The 20,051-nt window shown below is 60.6% G+C and carries 17 protein-coding genes and 1 tRNA gene; 9 read left to right on the top strand and 9 right to left on the bottom strand.

Annotated elements, in window-relative coordinates; genetic code table 11:
* Positions 1-220 precede the first annotated feature (220 nt).
* Complete coding sequence (locus tag BSZ35_RS06215; RefSeq protein WP_105011622.1) at positions 221-1,060, top strand: UDP-2,3-diacylglucosamine diphosphatase; 840 nt, start codon at positions 221-223, stop codon at positions 1,058-1,060.
* Positions 1,061-1,109: 49 nt separating this feature from the next.
* Here BSZ35_RS06215 and BSZ35_RS06210 read toward each other — a convergent pair whose 3' ends face one another.
* The 3 genes from BSZ35_RS06210 to BSZ35_RS06200 form a co-directional block, all read right to left on the bottom strand.
* Entirely contained in the window at positions 1,110-1,997 is an 888-nt protein-coding gene (locus BSZ35_RS06210; RefSeq protein WP_105013759.1) for a hydroxymethylglutaryl-CoA lyase, read from the bottom strand.
* A gap of 143 nt (positions 1,998-2,140) precedes the next feature.
* Positions 2,141-4,303 carry a pitrilysin family protein gene (locus BSZ35_RS06205; protein WP_258096101.1) on the bottom strand — a complete coding sequence of 721 codons (2,163 nt, stop codon included), beginning with the start codon at positions 4,301-4,303 and terminating at the stop codon, positions 2,141-2,143.
* Positions 4,304-4,354: 51 nt separating this feature from the next.
* Positions 4,355-5,905, bottom strand: a complete 1,551-nt coding sequence (locus BSZ35_RS06200) for an insulinase family protein (protein WP_258096100.1) — start codon at positions 5,903-5,905, stop codon at positions 4,355-4,357.
* A 206-nt stretch (positions 5,906-6,111) separates the two neighbouring features.
* Here BSZ35_RS06200 and BSZ35_RS06195 point away from each other — a divergent pair, with 206 nt between their 5' ends.
* Positions 6,112-6,405, top strand: coding sequence for a DUF493 domain-containing protein (locus BSZ35_RS06195; protein WP_105011620.1), 294 nt, complete (start codon positions 6,112-6,114; stop codon positions 6,403-6,405).
* An 84-nt stretch (positions 6,406-6,489) separates the two neighbouring features.
* Positions 6,490-7,023 carry a rhodanese-like domain-containing protein gene (locus BSZ35_RS06190; RefSeq protein WP_105011619.1) on the top strand — a complete coding sequence of 178 codons (534 nt, stop codon included), beginning with the start codon at positions 6,490-6,492 and terminating at the stop codon, positions 7,021-7,023.
* A gap of 7 nt (positions 7,024-7,030) precedes the next feature.
* Here the strand turns inward: BSZ35_RS06190 and BSZ35_RS06185 are convergent, their stop codons facing one another.
* Positions 7,031-7,702: a DUF2459 domain-containing protein gene (locus tag BSZ35_RS06185; RefSeq protein WP_105011618.1), complete on the bottom strand. Its 672-nt coding sequence runs from the start codon at positions 7,700-7,702 to the stop codon at positions 7,031-7,033.
* A gap of 263 nt (positions 7,703-7,965) precedes the next feature.
* Between BSZ35_RS06185 and BSZ35_RS06180 the strand changes: the two genes are divergently transcribed.
* The 3 genes from BSZ35_RS06180 (at position 7,966) to BSZ35_RS06170 (ending at position 10,879) form a co-directional block, all read left to right on the top strand.
* Positions 7,966-8,460 (top strand): DinB family protein, encoded by a 495-nt coding sequence (locus tag BSZ35_RS06180; RefSeq protein ID WP_105011617.1) that lies wholly within the window; start codon positions 7,966-7,968, stop codon positions 8,458-8,460.
* 495 nt (positions 8,461-8,955) lie between these two features.
* Entirely contained in the window at positions 8,956-10,659 is a 1,704-nt protein-coding gene (locus BSZ35_RS06175) for a DEDD exonuclease domain-containing protein (protein WP_105011616.1), read from the top strand.
* 128 nt (positions 10,660-10,787) lie between these two features.
* A tRNA-Ser gene (locus BSZ35_RS06170) sits at positions 10,788-10,879 on the top strand.
* Between the two features lie 210 nt (positions 10,880-11,089).
* Here the strand turns inward: BSZ35_RS06170 and BSZ35_RS06165 are convergent.
* The gene (locus BSZ35_RS06165) at positions 11,090-11,290 is read right to left on the bottom strand and encodes a hypothetical protein (RefSeq protein WP_105011615.1); all 201 of its coding nucleotides are present in this window, start codon (positions 11,288-11,290) and stop codon (positions 11,090-11,092) included.
* Positions 11,291-11,835: 545 nt separating this feature from the next.
* On the opposite strand from BSZ35_RS06165, the gene BSZ35_RS06160 reads away from it, so the two are divergent.
* The 3 genes from BSZ35_RS06160 (at position 11,836) to BSZ35_RS19210 (ending at position 14,539) form a co-directional block, all read left to right on the top strand.
* Positions 11,836-13,098 (top strand): histidine kinase, encoded by a 1,263-nt coding sequence (locus tag BSZ35_RS06160; protein WP_105011614.1) that lies wholly within the window; start codon positions 11,836-11,838, stop codon positions 13,096-13,098.
* Positions 13,099-13,120: 22 nt separating this feature from the next.
* Positions 13,121-13,906 carry a LytTR family DNA-binding domain-containing protein gene (locus BSZ35_RS06155; protein ID WP_105011613.1) on the top strand — a complete coding sequence of 262 codons (786 nt, stop codon included), beginning with the start codon at positions 13,121-13,123 and terminating at the stop codon, positions 13,904-13,906.
* Positions 13,907-14,377: 471 nt separating this feature from the next.
* Complete coding sequence (locus tag BSZ35_RS19210) at positions 14,378-14,539, top strand: T9SS type A sorting domain-containing protein (RefSeq protein WP_146110010.1); 162 nt, start codon at positions 14,378-14,380, stop codon at positions 14,537-14,539.
* Positions 14,540-14,561: 22 nt separating this feature from the next.
* Here BSZ35_RS19210 and BSZ35_RS06150 read toward each other — a convergent pair whose 3' ends face one another.
* The 4 genes from BSZ35_RS06150 to queC form a co-directional block, all read right to left on the bottom strand.
* Positions 14,562-17,351, bottom strand: coding sequence for a carboxypeptidase-like regulatory domain-containing protein (locus tag BSZ35_RS06150; protein WP_105011612.1), 2,790 nt, complete (start codon positions 17,349-17,351; stop codon positions 14,562-14,564).
* Positions 17,352-17,394: 43 nt separating this feature from the next.
* Positions 17,395-18,441: a FecR domain-containing protein gene (locus BSZ35_RS06145; protein ID WP_105011611.1), complete on the bottom strand. Its 1,047-nt coding sequence runs from the start codon at positions 18,439-18,441 to the stop codon at positions 17,395-17,397.
* Positions 18,431-19,015: an RNA polymerase sigma-70 factor gene (locus BSZ35_RS06140; RefSeq protein ID WP_105011610.1), complete on the bottom strand. Its 585-nt coding sequence runs from the start codon at positions 19,013-19,015 to the stop codon at positions 18,431-18,433. Before BSZ35_RS06140 ends, BSZ35_RS06145 begins: the two co-directional genes overlap by 11 nt.
* A gap of 171 nt (positions 19,016-19,186) precedes the next feature.
* Complete coding sequence (gene queC, locus BSZ35_RS06135) at positions 19,187-20,047, bottom strand: 7-cyano-7-deazaguanine synthase QueC (protein WP_258096099.1); 861 nt, start codon at positions 20,045-20,047, stop codon at positions 19,187-19,189.
* Positions 20,048-20,051 lie beyond the last annotated feature (4 nt).

Genomic DNA, 20,051 nt, shown 5'->3' with positions numbered 1-20,051 from the left:
GAGGACCCTCCTGTGTTTCCGCAGGGCGGAACTGCACCGCGCTTGGCTGAAAAGGGCATTTTTCCAGAATGAAGCTATCATCAATCCCCGAAAATAGCGGAAAGGAGGGGCAGAACGTACGGTACATCTTTCGGACCGTGCATGGCCCCGTCCGGGTATCGCCCCGAGGGTTGAGGGGCAGCTTTTCCTCGAATTGCTGCTTGCTCAGATAGTCCGGCACATGGAGCCGACAACCCATTACCGTACGATCTGGATTTCAGACGTTCATCTAGGGACTCCTCAGGCAAAGGCGGACTTTCTCCTCGATTTTCTTCGTCACCACGAGGCCGATCGCTACTACCTCGTGGGCGATATTTTTGACGGCTGGGCGTTGCAACGCTCCTGGTACTGGCCTTCCGCCCACAACGACGTGATTCAGGGCCTCCTACAGAAGGCCAACAGTACGAATGTCACCTACATTCCCGGCAATCACGACGAGGTGGCTCGAGACTTTCCGGGGCTCCAACTTGGGGGCATCACGATTCAGAAGAAGGCCATCCACACCACCGCCGACGGACGCCGGTTCGTGGTCGTACACGGGGATGAATTCGAGGGGGTCGTGCGTCACGCCAAGTGGCTTGAATTCTTGGGAGGATGGGCGTACGTAGGGGTCATGAAGGTGGATCGCTGGTTTAATCGGGTGCGTCGCCTGTTCAATCTCCCCTACTGGTCGCTTTCCAGTTATCTCAAGCACTCGACGCAGCGGGCGCTGCAATACATCGAGGAGTTTGAGGAAACGGCGGCGATGGAAGTCGCCGAGAAGGAGTACGATGGCGTGATCTGCGGGCACATCCATCACCCTCGTCTCCGCTCGATCAACGGCACGCAGTACGTGAATACCGGCGACTGGGTGGAAAGCTGCACGGCCCTGGTCGAGCACCTCGACGGGCGACTGGAGCTCCTGCGCTGGATTCCAAGCGGGCATGGAGCGCAGGAGGCCATTGCCACCGAGGCGCCATTTAGTCGCGACGGCCAGCAGGTGCCCGCCGATGCTCTAAACTCCGACGGTCAGTCGTCGTAGGGAGAGACGAGGCAGGGAGGCCCGGTGGCCCCGACGCGTGCGCTCCGGTTCAAAGCCGATGCAGCTTGCCGGGAAACTGCTTGTCGAGTTCCTCTTCGATTCGGCGAGACGCTCGACTGACTGCTGCTCGATCAATGCCGCTCTCGATCCCGAGTCCGTCGAGCAAGTAGGCCGTGTCTTCCGTTGCAATGTTTCCGGTTGCGCCTTCGATGAAGGGGCAGCCGCCCATGCCGGCAAGAGACGTATCAAAGCGATCGACTCCGCATTCGAGGGCAGCGTAGACGTTGGCAAGTCCGAGGCCCCGCGTATCGTGAAGGTGAAGCACGAGGGGCACATCGCCGATGGCCTTCAGAACGGCTTCCACTCGCTCTTGAATCATGTGCGGATGGGCGAGTCCCGTTGAATCTGCCAGCGAGATAGACTCAACGCCCATCTCGGCAAAGTGACGGCTCATGTCGACGACCTGAGGGAGGGGGGTATCGCCGGGCTCTTGGTACCCGAAGACGGTCTGAAATCCCATCTGTGCTTCTAGTCCGTGCTCATGGGCGTAGCGGACCATCTCTTCAGCCTGCGCCACGGCCTCGTCCACCGTCACGTTGGCGTTGTCGAGGCTGTGCTGGTCGTGGGTGGCAATTGAAAGGTCCACTTGAGAGAGTCCGGCGTTATGGGCTCGCTCCAGGCCTTTCTGGTTAAGGGCAAGACCAGCGTACGTCACGTCGTCTCGCGGCGGCAATCGCTCGCACACGGATTCTGCATCGCGCATTTGGGGCACCCACTCCGGATGAACGAAGGAGGTGACTTGTATGCGGGGCACGCCGGCGTCGGCGAGGGCTGTTATGGTTGCGACCTTCAGATCCGTAGGAATGAACTGGTCCTCGAATTGAAAACCGTCGCGGGGACCAACGTCACAGAGGGCGACTCGGGAAGGGAGAGACATGGGACTGGGCGAGAAGTGCAGAAGGGGATGGGCCGCTCCAACGGCGTGAGTCAAGAGAGCGTTCAGCTGTCTGCCGAATAAAAACGCCCGAAGCTCCACAGGGAGCCTCGGGCGTTGGGGCGAGCGGGAATGAAGAGCGAGGGTTACTCGGATGAGTCCCCCATCGTGAACACGTCCGTCTCCAGGTCTACGTTGAGGGAAATCTTCTGGATGCGACTCGTCGCCACCTTGTTTCCACCCTGATAGGTCACCGTCTTGTGAGGGATCGCCATGCCCTTTACGGTTTTGAAGTTACTGTATACTGAGCTCGTCGCCTTTGGGCCCTGCCGGGTTTGGGCCTGGTACGACATCCGGGCTGGTCGCATCGACTCCGGTTCCAGATAGAGAGTGTAAGCACGACCGGCGGGCGGCATTACCTTTACGGCCCGATACGTCGTCCCCTCAACGGTTTGAGAACCCTGGTCCTGTACCGTGAGGCCGTCGTGGTCGAGGTGGGTCATCAGATACGTCAGGTCGCGCCAGAGCTGCCCTTCGAAGCGGCCCTGAACGGAGGACGGAAGGGTTCGGGTTTGCCCGCCTCGCTTCATCTTTGCCGTTTCCCCGTTGCTGACGATGGTCATGGGCCCGCGCTCCACGCGGAGCTTGTTGGGCAGCGCCACGACGAGAGTGACCGTGCGTCCGCGCTGCTTGGTAACGACGCGCATGTTCTGAAAAGAATCGAAGGCATCGCCCCCCAGAGCGGCTCGAGCTTGTTTGAGTGCCGACAGGCCAGCCTGGTTCGCTTCCGCACTCACAGCCTGTTCCTCTCCGGGCGGAGATTTCGGGATGGAGATGTCAAGCTCGTTGACTGTCCCGTCCTTCGTGAGGGCCGACAGCGAGTCGCTAAACTGCGTGCGGTTTCCCACGATGAGGATGTGGGCCTGCTCCGGGTAGAGGTACTTCTTTGCGACCCGCTGTACATCCCCGGCCGTGACCTTTTCGATGCCGCTTTTCGTCTGCTGAAGGAAGTCCGACGGGTAGTCATAGTACTCGTACGTCATGAGTCGACTCAGGATTTCTCGCTTCGTGTCGAAGTTGAACACGAAGGAATTCAAGTAGCTGTCCTTGGCGAGGCCAAGCTCCTCGTCCGTCGGAGCTTCCTGTCGCATGCGCTCCACCTCGTGCATCACAGCGTTGGTGGCCTCTACGGTCGTCGCACTTTTTGAAAAGATGCCCGCGAAGAAGCGGCCGGGACGATTGTAGTTCGCCGTGTAATTGCCGAAGACCGAGTAGGCAAGCCCCTTTTCCCGTCGCACATTCTGGAAGAGACGACCCGAGAAGCCCCCACTGAGCACCTCGTTCATGATGGTGACGGCAGGATAATCGGGATCATCTCGGGTGAGGCGTCCCGGGTGCCCCATCAGAATGGTGCTCTGATTCACGTCATCCTTCTGGACAAAGTTCACCGAGTACTCGCGCGAGGCGGTGGGTTGAGGCGGGGTCGGCGGCTCAAACCCGTCCGGAGCCGTCCAGTCCCCAAACTGCTGGCGGAGCTTCTGCTTCATCGTGTCGGTGTCGAAGTCTCCCCACACGCTCAGAATGACGTTGCTGGGATGAAAATGCTGGTCGTGGAAGTTGGCCAGATCCTGGCGTGTGATCCGCTCAACCGTATAGTATTCCGGAATCCGAGCGTAGGGGCTGTCTTCACCGTAGACCAACTGGTCGAACTCGCGGAAGGCAATGCTCCGCGCGTTATCATTGCGGCGTGAGATCGAGGACGTCTGCTGGCTCTTCGCCTGCTGAACTTTCGCTTCCGCAAATGCAGGCTGACGAAGGACCTCGGCAAAGATCGGGAGCACGGTGTCCACGTGATCAGAGAGAGTGGACATGAAGGCCGAGCCGGACGTTGCACCGATGCTGGTCTCAACGGTTGCTCCGATGTTTTCGAGCGTCTGGTTCAGGCTGTCGGGCGTCATCGACTCAGTGCCGCCGCTGCGCATGACAGAGCCCATGATGGACGCGAGGCCACGCTTTTCGGCCGGTTCGTAGACGGAGCCGGTGCCGATACGCGCGACGGCGTTTACCTGTGGCAATTCGTGGTCTTCCAGGAGGAGAATCGTCAGGCCGTTGTCCAGCGTGAGGCGTTCCGGCTCCGGGGCCTCGAAGTCGCGAAGATCAGGATACGTGAGATCTTGGATGTCATAGTCCGCTGTTCGAATCTCGTCAGGCCGTTCCTGGGCCGGGGCCGGGGCGACGGCGAAAAGGCCGGCCAGCAGCAGGGCAAGACCAGCGGGAAGGAAGGAAGCGCGAAAGAATCGGATCAACATGACGTACGTGATGCGGTTCGATCAAAGGAGGCGAAGGGAAACGCGAAGCGTCTACTTCTCAGCCGTGGTGGGGTCGCCGGACGAGTCGGTCGTCTTGATGAGGGCCACGGTGCGGTTGCTGCGCGTAAACGTGTTCTTCGCCACGCGCTGCACGTCGTCCACCGTCACTTTTTCCAGCGCGTCCAACTGGCGGAAGATCGAGCGCCAGTCGCCCGTGAGGGCCTCCATCTGAGAAAACTGGCGGGCCAGCCCGGAATTAGAATCGAGGCTGCCAATGAGGTCCGCCCGGGCTCGGGTTTTGGCTCGTTCCAGTTCCGCCTGCGTAATGCCCTCATTCGTAATCCGGTCAAGTTCATCGTAGATCATGTGCTCCACGGTGTCGGGCGACACGCCCCGGTTGGGCACTCCAAAAATCCCGAACAGCGTTTCGTGCTTGCTTCCGGGAAAACTGGGCACCACCTGCACGTTGAGGGCCGTTTCCGTTTCCACGAGGGCCTGGTGAAGACGGCTTGTGCGGCCCCGCGACAGCACGTCGACGAGAATGTCGTAGACCGGGTCGTTTGCACTATGCATGCTCCCCCGGTGGTAGCCGATGAGGACGAACGGCTGCGTTTGTTCACGGATGGTGACGCGCCGCTCTCCAATCTGCTCCGGTTCGCGGGTCGTGACGGGAAGTGGGTCCTCTCCTTCCGGCAGCCGGCTGAAGTACTCGTTGGCCAGGGTTTGCACCCGGTCTGGGTTCACGTCCCCCGCAATGCCGATGGTGAGGTTGTTTGCCCCATAGTACTTGTCAAAAAACTGCTTTGCGTCGGTTCGGGAGAGGTTTTGGAGGTCGGACATGTGCCCAATGGTGGGCTGGCCGTAGGGGTGGGCCTTGAAAGCAGTCGTCAGAAACTCCTCAATGAGACGCCCCGTGGGGCTTGACTCCGTGCGCTGCCGTCGCTCTTCCATCACCACGTCCCGCTCGGTGTAGAATTCGCGAAGCACCGGGTTATGAAACCGGTCGGATTCCATCGCGAAGAAGAGCTCCAGCTTGTTGGCAGGCAGATTGTACATGTATCCCGTGGCGTCGGGGGTCGTGTAGGCGTTCATGCCGGTCACCCCCTCACGTTCGAGAATGTTCTCGTACTCGCCTTCCTGGATGTAGGACTCGGCCTCTTTTTGAGCAGCCTTGAACTCTTGCTGGAGCTTTGCAATGCGCGCCGAGTCGGCCTGTGCTCCCTTTGCTTTTTCACGACGCAGCTGGAGATAGATTTCCTCTTGACGCTGCAGGGCATCGATCTCTTTCTCGATGTTCGTGGTGCCGATCGAGGTGGTGCCCTTAAAGGCCATGTGCTCAAACATGTGGGCCAGGCCCGTTCGACCGGCGGGCTCGTTCACGGATCCCACATCGGCATACGTATGAAAGGAGACGACGGGCGCGTCGTGGCGCTCAATAACCACGAAGGTAAGTCCGTTGTCGAGAGTAAAGGTTGTGACCTTCTCCTCAAATTGGGAGAGGAGGTCTTGGCCCTGTGCCGACGGAACGGCGAGCAGCAGGAGTAAGGCCAGTGTCCCGAACCACCGGACGACGGATGAGGCGCGTGCTCCAGAAGAATCCATAGACATGCGCTCAGCAAGAGTTGATGATCGAACGACGATTTGTGAGAATACCATTTCATAATAGTGAACCGTGCTCCCCCTCAAAAGAGCCTACGGCCGTTATTGGTTATATTTTACGTTTTTGTCATGCGGGGAAGCCTCGAACGAGGAGTGGGGGCGGTGCGTAGAGGAAAGGTCCGTTGTCTTTTGAAGTCCACCAATGCCCTATGCAGTTCATTAATCAGCCCGAGGCCGAGAACGACGAGGAGTGGTGGGACCGATTCAAGGAGCTTCTCGACGACCAGAACGACTGGCCCACGCGCTACACGTTCAAGTTTATTGCTCCGTCCGGACAGGTCGATGAGCTGAAAACAGTGTTTGGGGATCATCCTGTGCGTGTGCGCGAATCCAGCAAGGGAAACTATAAAAGCGTGACGGCCCACCTGCGGATGTCGTCGAGTGAGGAAGTGGTCTCGATTTATGAGGAGGCGTCCAGCATCGACGGCGTGATTTCTCTTTAACTCATGCTTTGGGAAAGGGGGCGCCGGAGGGGGCGTGCTGCCGCCGATGCAATACAATCCGTAACCCGACGACGCGAACATCTCATGCGAAACCTTGCGGCCTCGGCACTGTGTCTTCTCGCCGTCCAGTTTGGCTGCTCGCAGGATGTTACCTGGACTGCCGTTGATCGAATGATTGCGGCGAACTTTCCGGACGTTCCGACCATCACGACCGATTCGCTAGCGGAACGGCTTGCGGATCGTACGGCCGCTCGTCCGGTGCTGATCGATGCTCGCACACGGGAAGAGTACGCCGTGAGTCATCTGCCCAATGCGCGGCGCATCGACCCGGAGGCCACTGCGTTTCCGGAGCTCGACACCCTGACGCAGAACACTCCCATCGTCGTCTACTGCTCTGTAGGATACCGCTCGGCGCGCATCGCGGCCCGTCTCCAAGAGCAGGGCTTCACCAAGGTCGCGAACCTGCAAGGCTCCATCTTTCGGTGGGCCAACGAGGGACGTCGCGTTGTTCGGGACGGCTCGCCGGTGCGGGCTGTGCACCCCTACGACGCCTCGTGGGGGACGCTGCTCGACGACGAGTTGCATGTTCGAGATCCGACGACGGACGACGACAAGTAGAATCGAGCTACGGCTCCGGTGCCGACGGCAGACGGGTACCGCACGCCTCGGCTTGTGCTATCACCCGTCCCACTGTCAGTGTCCAGCGTGGGGCCGTGTCGCAGCCGGCGGCCTCCAGCGCCCCGGCGGTCCAGTGGTTGCAGTTGTTGAAGACGTGGTAGGTCAACTCCGACTGATAGAACCGACTCCCGGCATAGTAGCCCGAAGCTGCGGGGATGGCATTGCCCTGGTTGTTCACCGAAAACGATTCAGCAACGTACTGCACGAGGGCACGCAGCTCCTGCGGGGCCACCGGAATGCGGACGATGGTATTTTGCGGAAAGGTGCCCTGCACGCTGCCGGAGATGGGCACGACGTGGAGCACGCTGCCGGTGGGCCAAGCCCCAGCGCGGAAGGCCCCCCACACGCCCCGGGTGTCGCCCGGATAGTAGCGGGCTTCCCGCCACCCCACCTCTAGGTAGCGAGCCGTCGGAAACGCGTCGAGCACTGGCCAGACCCCGGCCGGCACGTCGGTGCGGCGGACCGCAATCCCGGCGTGCCAGCCATGCCGAACGAGGTAGACGGTGCTCGTGCTGTCCGGGGTCGGGGTCACGGTCTGCCGGGGCAGGTGGCACCGGGTGGCCAGAAGGAGGAGCCAGCCCAGGAGTGCGAGCAAAAGCCATTGACGCCACCAGTACATTGCGCTGGAAAGAAGAAATCAGAAGGAGGGGAGTAGCGTCGTCCAACCAATCGTTCTTTGGTCGGGATCCGAGCCGGGGGCGGTACGGAAAGGAAGAGGGCCGCGGGTCTTTCCCCCATTCGGGGCTAGGAAGGCGCAGGGACGCGTCAGTACGAGGTGTGGCGAAATGAGCAGGGGGATGAGAGAACGGTTTCGTCCACAGTCGATTCGTATGCTGGGGTCATAGATTCTGCCCGTTTGTCGTACCGATTGTCTCTTTGCCTATGCCGTCCGATTCCACTCTTCGCGAGCACGTACTGAATCTGCTGACTGCCCGTCAGGCCCATTGCACTTTCGAGGACGCGGTGGCCCAGATGCCGTCGGGGCGCCGGGGCGACCGGCCCGAGGCCCTGCCGTATTCGGTGTGGGAGCTCGTGGAGCACATCCGCCGCGCACAGCAGGACATCCTCGTCTACTGTCAGGAGGCCGACTATACGATGCCCGACTGGCCGTCCGACTTCTGGCCCGACGAGCAGGCCCCTGCCGATGACGACGTGTGGAACGGAGCTCTAGCACAGGTGAAAGACGATCGGGCCGCACTCTGCGACCTTGTGAAGAATGAGTCCCTGGATCTCTACGACACGGTGCCCTCTCACGACGAGCATACCTACCTGCGAGAGATGCTTCTTGTGGCCGACCACAATGCCTATCATGTGGGGCAGATCGTCACCGTGCGTCGGCAGCTTGGGCTTTGGCCTCCCAGCGGGGATCACGAATAGATGGACATCGCTGCTCCGGGCAGAGAGTCTCAGGGAGGGGACCGGAAGGGACTCTATCCTGATTGCACATTTCCGAGCTCCGTTGCGTACAGAACTGGCCTTCTGTGCGAACGACGTCCTTCCTGCACTCCGATGCGAGCTCTCAACCGGTTGACGTGGGCATTCGAAATCGAGTCGGCCTCCGGCGATGGGTTTAACGATCCACGAATTGGAAGGAGTTGTGGTTTCGGCCGTCAGCCCTGGTGCTCGCGCAGGGGGCGGGTCTTGTCTTTTCGCACGGGTTTGGCGCGCACCAATAGGCGGGAACCGGGTCGGTCGATTTCGGAGCGCACATGCCTGACCGTGTCCGGAAGTCGTTACAGAGAAGAGACGTCATGGATTTTAAGGGGGACGCTGCTCTTCTTTACACATGTTGTCCCTCTCCTCCATGCTCAAAAGAGCGCCACAGGTTCGGGGCTCCGTAGCGTTTTGTGTTCACGTTGCCGATGTTTGCTCATGCACGTTTCCGACGCCACCTTCGTCGTGACCGATACCGAGACGACGGGCACGAAGGCGGAGACGGACCGTGTGATTGAAATCGGGGCCGTGAAGGTGGTAGATGGAGAAATCGTCGATCGCTATCAGCAACTCGTGAATCCGCAGCGCTCGATTCCGGGACGCATTACGAAGCTCACCGGCATCACCACCGGGATGGTCTTTGATGCCCCGCCTATGGAAGAGGTGTTGCCGGAGTATCTCGACTTTCTGGACGATGGTGTCCTCACAGCACACAATCTGTCGTTTGATAAGGGCTTTCTCGACGCGGAGCTTGACCGGATGGGGCGTGACCCACTGTCGAATGAAACTCTCTGCACAGTGCGACTGGCGCGGCGGCTGTTGCCGGGCCTCGACTCGAAGGGACTGAGTCGGCTCGTGCAATTTTACGACATCACCGTAGATGGGCGGCACCGGGCGCTTGGCGACGCGGAAGCAACCGGCATTGTGTTGCGCCGGCTTCTCAGCCAGCTTGCGTTCGAGCATGAAATTGAGGACGTAGACGATCTGCTATCATTTCAGCACCGGCGCTACCAGAAGGTGCGCGAGACGCCCAGTCACCTCAAGAAAATTCGCAACGAGGTCTTGCCGGACGCACCAGACGCCCCGGGCGTGTATCTACTGAAGAACAGTCGGGGGGCGTCTCTCTACATCGGGAAAGCGAAGAAGCTTTCGGATCGGCTTCGCTCTCACTTTACGGCGGTCGAGTCCAAAGGGTCGCGCAAGCGCAAGATGCTCCAGAAGGTGCGGACGGTGGAATGGGAGGAGACGGGGACGGAGTTGGAGGCCATTCTGCGGGAGTCTCGTCTCATTAAGACGGAGAAGCCGCGCTACAATCGGGCCCAGCGCCGCTACTACAGTCGCCCGTTCATTCGGCTCGACACCACAAACGAGTATCCTACCCTTTCGTGGACGCGGACCCTGTCTGATGATGACGCGGAGTACTACGGTCCGGTTCGCAACACCGACCGGGCGGACATGGTGGTAGACGTTGCAAGTCGGTTTTTTCGGCTTCGCGAGTGCGATGACGACCGGTTGCATCTCGGGCAGCGCTGCCTCTATGCCGACATGGATCGGTGCACGGTTCCCTGTGAGAACGAGGACAAGGCGGCGTATGCCAGGGCGGTGGAGAATGTCCGGGCCTTTCTCACGGGACAGGATCGCGCCGTGCTTGAAGAGCTCCGCGCGCGGATGCAACAGGCGTCCGAAGAGCGGGATTTTGAGAAGGCGGCCGAAATTCGAGACACCCTGGAGCCATTGGAGACGATCCTCGAGAAGCAGCGCGTGGTGGCGGCGCCTATTCGTCACCACAACGCCGCGCTCGTGCATCGAACGAAGGAGGCAACAACCGCCGATGTGCTCTTCGTTCGTTTTGGACGGTTTGTCGAATCAGTGTCGTGCGAATGTCCGCCCACGTCCGAGGATCGGACGCGACTTCAAACGCACTGCCGCACCCACTTCGATCCGGCGGCCGAGCCGCCGTCAAACTTCACGAAACGAGCGACCGACGAAATTCGCCTCCTGTCGCACTGGACGTACGCACACCGCGACGAGCTTTTCGTGGTGCGGTGGACACCGGCCCGAGATCCGGAGACACTTGTGGGCGATCTCTGCGACGCACTGGGGGGGACAGAGAAAACGCCTGGTCAGGTGACCGAACCCTGACCCTCGTCTCCGCTCGTGGGGGAAGTCGCCGTCCCGTGCAGGGCTTCCATTGCAGATTCAAGGCCCTCTTGAAACTGTATCGGCCTGCCGGTGTGAAATCCTATCAGCGCAGCATAGCTGCGTGCTTTGGAGGGGTGGCAGAGCCTGGTTGAATGCACCGGTCTTGAAAACCGGCAGGCCCATTGTGGCCTCGGGGGTTCGAATCCCTCCCCCTCCGCCACTTCACAGTGCTCCTCAGGAGCCGATGAGGGGCATTTTTGTCCATGCAAATAGGACTGCGTCCCTGTCCCAATCTGGGTCGTATTGCCCTGAGCAGCGCCGTTGTTCTGGAGAGGATGCCGAATCCAGGACGTCCGAAGGAATGTAGAAGCGACCGGTGTCCGACGGCGCGAAGCCTTCGTTTCCCTGCACCTGTAGACGGGAGCGTAGGTTACTTTTCCGTCGTAGCCGCTCGTATCTGTAAGAGGGTGCGAAGGGCAGCCCAGGCTACGAGCCCGCCGACCCCGATGAGCAAGGCAAGCTCGACGGATCCCTCCATGAGTTCGTAGCCGGCAGCAACCAGACCGAACAAGAGTGTGATCCACATGACAATTCGGGGGCCGTCGAAGGAAGAATTCGAGGAGGTGGACATATCGACGTGTTGGTTCTGTGGAAGATTTGTGGAGATAGGCCGAAAGCAGAAAAGACTGCTCTGAGAATGTATTGTGCTCCATGCGGATGGCATGAGTCCCCCGCCCCAATCGCTGGAAACGGTTCCCGCGTCGCTCCTGGATTTTCCTTAGCAGAGGATTCCTTCCAGGGGGATACACTACTTTGCACTGCAACACAAGCCATTCTAAGGGACGCACGACCGGAGTTTCGGTCAGTATCATTGCTATCATAGAAAAACCGACGCCCGGGACGTCAAGTACGTATTGTGATGGAATGATGAAAACAACCAGGTCGAGCTCTCGGGAGCGTCGAACTTTTTGCCGCAAAGGTCGTGGAAAGTCAGCTATAAATCGGGGATATTGCGTTACTCACCCCGTCGATTGTGAATCCACGGGGCGGAATTGGCTTGTTCAGCACGTTGATGCTGACTGTTTGCAGCGCGATTGCGTAACGCGATAAGCTCCGACGACGAGGCGGCCCCTCCGCCCCAAGCGGCTTCGTTTTGTCTACGGTTTTCTCATATCTATGGCCCCGTCGGCCTCGTCGGAATTGTCGTCTCTCCGTCGGTTTGCGCGGCGGTATTTGATCTACGGCACCGTCACTCTGCTGGTGCTGTTGATCTTCACGGAGGTTGCGGCTCCCCGAATCGTCGAATGGTTTCGCACCACGCCCCAAGAGCTGTTGTGGCTGCGCGTGCCGTTTGCTCTCTACGCTTTCACTGTGGGGCTGTGGACGCGACTGCACCTGTGGGCGCTACTGGTGCCCGTCGTGCTATATCTATTCCGGTGGGTCGATGTCCGCTCCAGTTTTCGGCGTGGGCTCTGGTGGAGCCTTGCCCTTGGGGTGCCCATCGCTGCCGTGCACGTGGCCGTCGAACAGGGCGTCTTCACGCTGGCCGACTTTACGCGAGAGGGGGTGTACCCCGATTTTACGACGTCGTTTGTGCGGGCGGAGCCTTACGACGTGGAGGACTGGCCCCTCGCTGTGCTCCTCTTCCGTCGGTTTATGACCGACTACTTCACGTACTTCATCCTGGCGGCGCTCGGCTTTGCGTATGAGCACTTCGTCCGGTCGCGCGAGCAAGAGGCCCAGGCCCAGGCCCTCCAGGCCGAACTTGCTCAGGCCCAGTTGCAGGCCCTTCGCATGCAGGTGAATCCGCACTTTTTGTTCAACACCCTCAACGCCATCGCCGTCCTCGTCCGTGGAGGGGAGACGACAAAGGCAGGACGCACGCTACGACTGCTGAGCGATTTGCTGCGCTCCACGTTTGAGGGGGCCGACGTGCAGATGGTCCCCCTACGCGAGGAAATTGATCTGGTGGAGCGCTACCTCGAAATTGAAGAGATCCGGTTTGGAGACCGGCTGCGTGTGGACATTGCCGTGGATCCAGACGTGAGCGAGGTTCCGGTGCCGTATCTGCTGCTGCAGCCGCTCGTGGAGAACGCTGTGCGTCACGGAGTGGCCCCGCACGCAGAGGCTGGCGTGGTGCGCGTCACGGCTGATCCGCTTCGTCGAGACGGGCAGCCGGACCAGGTGGAGTTGACTGTGGCCGACAGTGGGGCAGGCTTTCCGGATACGGACGTAGATGTGCTGTCCAGTGACGATGGGGTGGGACTCTCCAATACGAAACGGCGTCTAGAAACGTTGTACGGAGAGAAGCACACGTTCGATCTGGGAACGGCGGCGGAGGGAGGCGCGCGCATCACCATTCGACTCCCGGTCGATCCCGAAGCGCGCACCTTCGAGGTTGACGAGGCCTCGACGGCCGTTCCAACGTCCGATCAATGAGAATACACTTCTACGTACTGCTATGTCGATTCGTGCCCTCATCGTGGACGATGAACCGCTTGCCCGGAAAGGGGTCGCGCAACTGCTCGATCCAGTCGACGACGTCGTGATTGTGGGAGAGGCCGCTGATGGACCGCAGGCCATACGGCAGATTGACGAAAATGAACCCGATCTCGTCTTCCTCGATGTACAAATGCCGGAGATGACCGGCCTGGAGGTGGTGCGCGAGGTGGGGGTTGCGCAAATGCCCGTGACCATCTTCGTGACGGCCTACGACGAATACGCCATCGATGCGTTCGACGCCCATGCCCTCGACTATCTGCTCAAACCCATCGACGAGGAGCGGTTTGCGGAAGCGCTTGATCGGGCACGTCAACAAATTCAGCGCACGGAGGCGGACGCCCTTAGCCAGCAGCTCAAGGGACTCCTGAAGCAATATGCTAAGCGGGACGAGGACGATGACAGGGAGGAATCGATTGACCGCTTTACGGTGCGAAGCCGAAATCGAATCTACTTCGTGGACGTAGAGGATGTGCAGTGGATCGAGTCGGAAGGGGACTATGTCGCGCTGCACGACGGGGAAGATGCTCACCTCATCCGCAAAACGATGAAAGAGCTGGAGCAGCGGCTCGATTCTACAAGGTTCCGCCGCGTCCATCGCTCCTATATCGTGAATACCGATTACGTTGAGGAGCTCCGTCCCCTCGATCACGGGACGTATCGGCTCATCATGGAGGCAGGCACTCCCCTGAAGACGAGCCGAGGCTACAGCGAGAGCGTAGAGGCGATGATCGAATCGGGAGGCTGAAACCGAAGGGAGTCATGACATCTCTCTGAGTCTGTAGATCCATTGGGCCAGGGACACCGTCGAGTGTCCGTACGGTGTTCGGGAATGACATTGTCGATTTGAGCGGTCGTGCTGGCTACCGGACACTTTTCAATTTCGCGGTTGTGGGCACCGGAAAATCTCTGGCGATTCCGCTGATCTTTCTTTCGAGATTGCTACCTATGAGCGAAACTGCTCAAAAGTGCACCAACGATTTCCCGGTTCCCTAACGTCGCTCCTGGACATCCGAGATGTCCAAACTTGATTTGGAGCCTATAAATTCGTAGGTCAGATAGGCTCTGGCCATCTAGATGGCCTAGATCGGGGTCTGGAGCGACGGCTGGAGAAGATTTTTCGGTGCTCTGAGCAAACTGTCCGGTAGGTAGGCGGTCGTGTCATCCCGACTCTCGTCTCCAGACGTCGTCTAGTCTCGGCCATTTGGCCAATCCGACAATGGATGCCCGCGAGGTGTGGGGGCCTCGTGCCCGATCCGCTATCGGCGTGCTGGGAAAACGTCTGCACGTCGACCTGGGGGAGCTGTCCAGCGGGGTGTACTTCCTCCGGCTCCAGTCGGACGGAGAAGTGCAGACCCAAAAGCTGACCGTTGTCCGGTAGGGGCGCAGCGACCGCAAACGGCTCAGTACGTCACCTCCAGAGACAGTACGGCCCGGCGGCCGGGGAGCAGACGGGAGCGTCGGGTAAGCTCCGCGGGCTCGCCGGTCGGCTGGAGGCCCCAGTCTGCTACATTTTCGTGATCCAACACATTCACGAGCCCGATTTGGCCTGAGACGGCGACGTCGCCCCAGGAGTGCGAAGCCGTGAGGTTCGCGTCGACGCGGTGAAGAGGGGGGAGACGATGCCGTTCAGGGTGATTCCAATCGGGAGGGGCTCCTCCGCCGATGTCGTTTCCATCGTCCAGGTACGCGTAGTAGGCTCGTTGATATCCCCAATGTCGGCCCCAAGTACCCGTGTACTTCAGGGCAACCGTCAGCACATTGTTAAGCGGAAGGTGGGTGTTCAGCATCAGGCGGTGCGGCTCGTTCCAGGGCGTCGGGACCAGGCGTCCGCCGAAGCGACCCGGAAAAGTCCGGCGAGAATGACTGTATGCATAGCGGAGCGTGCCGCGTCCCCAGGCTCCTTCGTACGAGAGGCGAAGGCCTCCGCCGTAGGCATGCCCGCGGCTTGCCGATAACAGATCAGAGGGGGAGCGTGCGTTTGTGGCCGTTTCAGATTGAAGGGAAGCATAGTTAACGGCAAGCAGGTGGGGTTTCCATTTTCCATATCCTTCTAGGGTGGTTGACCAGGCGGGGTGTGGAGCCCAGGTCAGGCTGGACGATAAATGATACGCCTGGGGGGGTTGGTGTGTGGAGGGAACGGGCATCCAAACCTTGGTTGTGGGCACCACGGCGGTGGTTCCATCTCGGGCCACCTCGAACTGGGACGTGTATTTTCGGTAGAGGCCCCCGCCGATACGGGCCGCCACGTTTCCGAGGGCTGTGTCCGTTCGATGGTAGCGAAGAGCGGCCCGCGGCTCAACGAAGAGTGCCGTCCGATCGGGAAGGGAGGTGAGCCGTACGCCACCGCGGACCGTTGTGAAGCGTCCGAGCCCAAGCTCGACTTGGCCGGCTGCGGCCAGACGAGTCGATCGGGCAGTGGAGCGGACGCGGCCGACGAAGGCGTTTGTTAAGTGGAAGCGGCTACGGAGGGACGAGAAGTCGCCCTGCAGCGTAAGCATCTCATCCTCCGACAGGCGAATGTCAAGCGTGCCTTCCAGCCCCATTTCCGTTACGGCATTGGACGTGCTCGAGCCTTGCACCGACGACAGGGCATACAGGAGCCTATAGTTGGAGCGAAGAGGGAGCTCTCCCAAATCGAAGTGCGACTCTGCCCGATAGTGACTCAAGGAGGTTTGAAGGCGCCCTGTCGTACGAGCGGTGAGGGGAGACTCGTAGGAGGCCTGTGCCGTCGTATTTTTCCAGCCGTATCGGTCTGACGTGGGAATTTCGACGCTCCCGCTGCCGGTTGAGGGAGAAGTATTTGAAGACGACGTGTGGGGGATCGAGGTGAGGTGCGCTCCGAGCACGCTCCGTCCATGATAGACTGAGGCATAGAGACTCCGTCCCGCCCCGAACTCCGTCCGGGCTGCTCCGTGGAGGTCGTAGAATTGACTTTGGGGTTGGGCACGCTGATTCGTGATCCCACCCGTTATGAGCGAGTCAGCTGAGAGCTGGGCGGCGGTCAGTACGGGGTCGAGAACCGACCAGGTGTCAATGATCTGTGAGAGGGCATACGACTGATGCACGCCCCACGTCCCGATGCGGGCCGCCGCCATTGCCTGCGTTGAGGAGCGGCCGAGTGCAATCGTTCCTTCCGTCCGTCCGCTTAGGCTTACAGGATCGGCCTGCACGGTGGCGTAGCGAGTGTCGGATTGCTGGAGGTCGTGCTCCAGCTGGAGGATGCCGGAGAGGGCATCCCCTCGTAAGGGGCCGAAGCCGGCCTTGTGGGCGACAATGCCATCCAGGGCCATCGGGGTGAAGGCCCCGAGCAGACGGCCGGTGGCGGCGGGGTTGCGGACCGGGACGCCATCGAGGCGAACCTCGTGGGCACTGCTGGCACTGCCCTGCATGTGGAGGTCGGCGTACGGGGCATCCGTCGTGACGCCGAGGAGCTGGCTGGCAGCATGGGCAACGCTCGGCGTTCCGGTCGTGCTTATGCGTTGCAACTGCTCGGGGGAGAGACGGGCGTGACGACGACTGGGGGGGAGAGGGGACACCTTCGGGGCATTCACCAGCACCGAGTCGAGGGCAATAGAGGTGGAGGTGAGCGTAAAGGTGTGGCGGGTCGTCCCGCCCGGCGGCACCTGGATCTCCACAGTTTTCGTTTCATACCCGATGTGGCTCACGACCAGTGTATGGGTCCCTGCGACCAGTTCCGACAGGCGGAACCGTCCGTTTTGATCAGTCGCCGTTCCGGTTGGCCCGGACCGCACCTCTACATGTGCATTGGCCAGCGGGGCGTCCCGGGCGGCGCGTTTTACGAGGCCCGTTACGGATCCATGGCGGGAGGGACGTCGCACGTCGGTCTTCACCACGTAGGTCCCCCCGGAGGTTTGCACGAAGTCGAGGTCCGTATCCCTGAGTACGCATCGGAGCGTTGCTTCTGGGGAGGGGATGGCCCGTATGGGGCAATCGGTGTAGTACCCTTGCACGAGTTTGGCGTCATAGACCAGGCTCACCTCCGCGTGGGTAGCCAACCGGTCGAGTGCTTCTTCGAGGGGGGCAGCTGTATCAGCAGGGGCCGTGTCCACCGATTGTGCGACCGCAGGACCTCCAATGCAACTCCACACGAGAAAGAATCCTGCAAATAGGGAGAGGGACGGAAAAACGCGAATCCATCCGGTCGGCATTGGGCAGGAGGGACGGGCCATGGAGAGAAGCTACGGTAGGACGTTCTCCACTTCGATCGAGCGCTCATTCGTCGTTGCGCGCAGAAAAAATCTCGAACCCAGTGCTTGTGGGACGAAAGTTAAGGTCAAGGGCCGTGCAAAGATCCCGGAGGATGGTCGGGAGGGGCGTCGGATCTGGGTAGTACAGCGAGAGAGAAGACTGCGGCCGATCTATGGACTTGTGCAGTCGAATCGAGGAGTCGTAGCGCTGCTCGAGTTGATGGACCACGTGGGCAAGTGACTCCTCCGCGGCCGCAAAGCCATTGCTTCGCCAGGCGAGCACGGCGTTCAGGTCCGACGTTCGGGGCCTCGTGGCACGAGTGGCGTGTACCTGGCTCGTTTCTCCTTTCCGGTCGAGAAGCACAGCTCCCTCAGTGTGATCGTGAGGGGCCACCCGAACGCGTCCTTCTGTAAGGGTCACGGCGGTGGTCGAGTCGATTGTCGGGCGGGCCTGGACGTTGAAGCGGGTTCCCTCCACAGTGATCGTAGCAGTGGCCGTCTCGACCACGAATGGACGAGAGGCATCTTCTACAGAAAAGAAGGCCTCTCCGCTGAGGTGTACCGAGCGCTGGTCGGAGGACACGAAAGGCCCCGCCTGGAAGCCCCGCTGGTAGGAGAGGGTTGTCCCGCTATTGAGTTCCACCGTAGAGCCGTCCGGTAAGGTCGCGGTGCGCTGCTGGCCAGTAGGGGCCGTTACCGTGACGGGACGATGCCACGCCCAGAGCACGCCTATAGCTATGATCAGAACGAGGGCGAGCGCCCCGATTCCGCGCGCCCATCGTTGAGACCGGCGGGGGCGAGACGGGGGCCGTGTGCGGTGCAAAGAGGCGGCCGATGCTCGTCCGTTTTGGGGGAGGGACGATGGGGCGGACGCGTTCTCCCGCCGTATCTCAGGGCGTCGATCCTGAAGGTCGTCCCAGGCGTCCGACAGGTCCGGGGCATCGCCCGGCGCGGGGTCTACGTTCCCAAGCCGGCGCCAGAGCGCTTCGAGGTCTGCCCGGTCGGTGGGGGCTTCAGTCTGGAGCCGGTCGTGCAGGGCATCGGGGAGGATGTCATCGCGGTCACGGCTCATCGCGGTCAAGAAGGTCCGGTTCGTAATCTTGTACGTGACGCCGGAGGCGTTTGAGGGCCCGCACGATGTGGTTGTTCACAGTTCGGGGCGAGATGTCCATTACCTCCGCAATTCGGTCATGGCTAAGTCCTTCGAAGCGGCTAAGGACGAGGGCTTCACGCTGCCGGTCGGGCAGAGCGGCGATGCCCGCACGCAGGTGTTCCTCCATCCACTCGCCTTCGACCGCCAGGTCCGGGGGGGCAGGCGGGGCCGGCTGGGCATCCGATTGTTCGCGCACATCGTCTGTCTTCTCGCGGCGCGTGTCCTGGTTGCGACGATGATTGTACGCCAAATTGCGGGCCGTGCGGTACAGATACGCCTTCAGCGACTGGCTCGGGTCGAGCGACTCCCGGGCGTCCCAGAGCCGAACAAATACGTCCTGAACAATGTCGCGTGCGACGGCCCGCTTTTGTGTGAGCGAGCAGACGTACCGAAACAGAGGGTGATACAGCGCCTCGAACACGTTGGCGTACGCTGCCCGGTCCGAGGCTTTCAGGCGTCGGCACCAGCGTGAAAAGTCGTCCGAATCGGACATATCAACAGCTCAGAACCCGCTAGCAACGTGAATAGGGGCCGTTCACTCGTTACTACACGCAAGTAGCGAGGGATGACTAGTCCGTATTCGCGTCGTGTCCCCTGTACGAGAGATTGTTCCCGTCTTCATTTTTGTGGGGAGCGGTGGACATCTCCGGTACACGTGGGGGGCTTACTCGTCCGACTCCAGCCATCCTTTTTCCTTTGCTTCTCGGTAGCCCGCCGCTCGAAGCTTGGAGGCCGGATTGTCGAGCTTGCCGTATCCCCATTCGTTGAACTGACTCCGGTCCCCATTGTAGTCCGTGTGACTCTCGCGACGCACGATGTCCAGCACCCCGAGGTCGTTGGCCAACTTCCAGGTTTCGGCCTTCGTCAGGTACATGAGGGGAGTGTGGATGCGCACGTCGACGTCCAGGGCGAGGGAGAGGCTCGTTTCCATCGAGTCAATGAAGACGCGACGGCAGTCGGGATAGCCGGAGTAGTCGGTCTGGCACATTCCGCCCACAAGATCGGTGATGTCGTGGTTGTAGGCGTGACTGGCCGCGAGGGAAAGGAAGAGGGCGTTGCGGCCGGGCACGAAGCTCGCGGGGAGGCGTTCGTCCTTCTCGTGGGCAGTGTTGATCTCCGTATCGGGCTCAGTGAGCGCGGATCCTTCCAGGGTCCCGTCCAAGTCGAGCACCGTAAAGGGAATCCCGGCCCTATCGGCAATGTGCTCGGCCTGCTCGAGCTCCACCTTGTGCTTTTGTCCGTAGTCAAACCCCACGGCCCGGACCGTTTCGAAGTGATCTTTGGCCCAGAAGAGACAGGTGGTTGAGTCTTGGCCCCCGGAGAATAGGACGAGAGCATCAGAACCGGGAGCGTTGGGGGAAGGCGGGGCGGTATCCATAACGAACGAGAAGGTCCTCGTGCGAAAGTAGAGGGGCATCTGTACGGTTTGGGGCGAGGAGAGGTTGCCGTACCGCTGCCCTACCCCTAATTGTCCCGACGTATAGAAAAACGAAAAGGCGCCCTCCTCTCGGAGAGCGCCTTTCACGTGA

Origin of the sequence: Salinibacter sp. 10B (genome assembly GCF_002954405.1) — a bacterium.
Classification (GTDB): Bacteria; Bacteroidota; Rhodothermia; order Rhodothermales; family Salinibacteraceae; genus Salinibacter.
The sequence above is the reverse complement of the archived record's forward strand: the minus strand, read 5'-3'. Positions and strand labels throughout refer to the sequence as shown.

Coding starts and splice junctions, on each gene's coding strand:
- BSZ35_RS06215 (WP_105011622.1), top strand. CDS start 221: ATGGAGCCGACAACCCATTACCGTACGATCTGGATTTCAGACGTTCAT.
- BSZ35_RS06210 (WP_105013759.1), bottom strand. CDS start 1,997: ATGTCTCTCCCTTCCCGAGTCGCCCTCTGTGACGTTGGTCCCCGCGAC.
- BSZ35_RS06205 (WP_258096101.1), bottom strand. CDS start 4,303: ATGTTGATCCGATTCTTTCGCGCTTCCTTCCTTCCCGCTGGTCTTGCC.
- BSZ35_RS06200 (WP_258096100.1), bottom strand. CDS start 5,905: ATGGATTCTTCTGGAGCACGCGCCTCATCCGTCGTCCGGTGGTTCGGG.
- BSZ35_RS06195 (WP_105011620.1), top strand. CDS start 6,112: ATGCAGTTCATTAATCAGCCCGAGGCCGAGAACGACGAGGAGTGGTGG.
- BSZ35_RS06190 (WP_105011619.1), top strand. CDS start 6,490: ATGCGAAACCTTGCGGCCTCGGCACTGTGTCTTCTCGCCGTCCAGTTT.
- BSZ35_RS06185 (WP_105011618.1), bottom strand. CDS start 7,702: ATGTACTGGTGGCGTCAATGGCTTTTGCTCGCACTCCTGGGCTGGCTC.
- BSZ35_RS06180 (WP_105011617.1), top strand. CDS start 7,966: ATGCCGTCCGATTCCACTCTTCGCGAGCACGTACTGAATCTGCTGACT.
- BSZ35_RS06175 (WP_105011616.1), top strand. CDS start 8,956: ATGCACGTTTCCGACGCCACCTTCGTCGTGACCGATACCGAGACGACG.
- BSZ35_RS06165 (WP_105011615.1), bottom strand. CDS start 11,290: ATGTCCACCTCCTCGAATTCTTCCTTCGACGGCCCCCGAATTGTCATG.
- BSZ35_RS06160 (WP_105011614.1), top strand. CDS start 11,836: ATGGCCCCGTCGGCCTCGTCGGAATTGTCGTCTCTCCGTCGGTTTGCG.
- BSZ35_RS06155 (WP_105011613.1), top strand. CDS start 13,121: ATGTCGATTCGTGCCCTCATCGTGGACGATGAACCGCTTGCCCGGAAA.
- BSZ35_RS19210 (WP_146110010.1), top strand. CDS start 14,378: ATGGATGCCCGCGAGGTGTGGGGGCCTCGTGCCCGATCCGCTATCGGC.
- BSZ35_RS06150 (WP_105011612.1), bottom strand. CDS start 17,351: ATGGCCCGTCCCTCCTGCCCAATGCCGACCGGATGGATTCGCGTTTTT.
- BSZ35_RS06145 (WP_105011611.1), bottom strand. CDS start 18,441: ATGAGCCGTGACCGCGATGACATCCTCCCCGATGCCCTGCACGACCGG.
- BSZ35_RS06140 (WP_105011610.1), bottom strand. CDS start 19,015: ATGTCCGATTCGGACGACTTTTCACGCTGGTGCCGACGCCTGAAAGCC.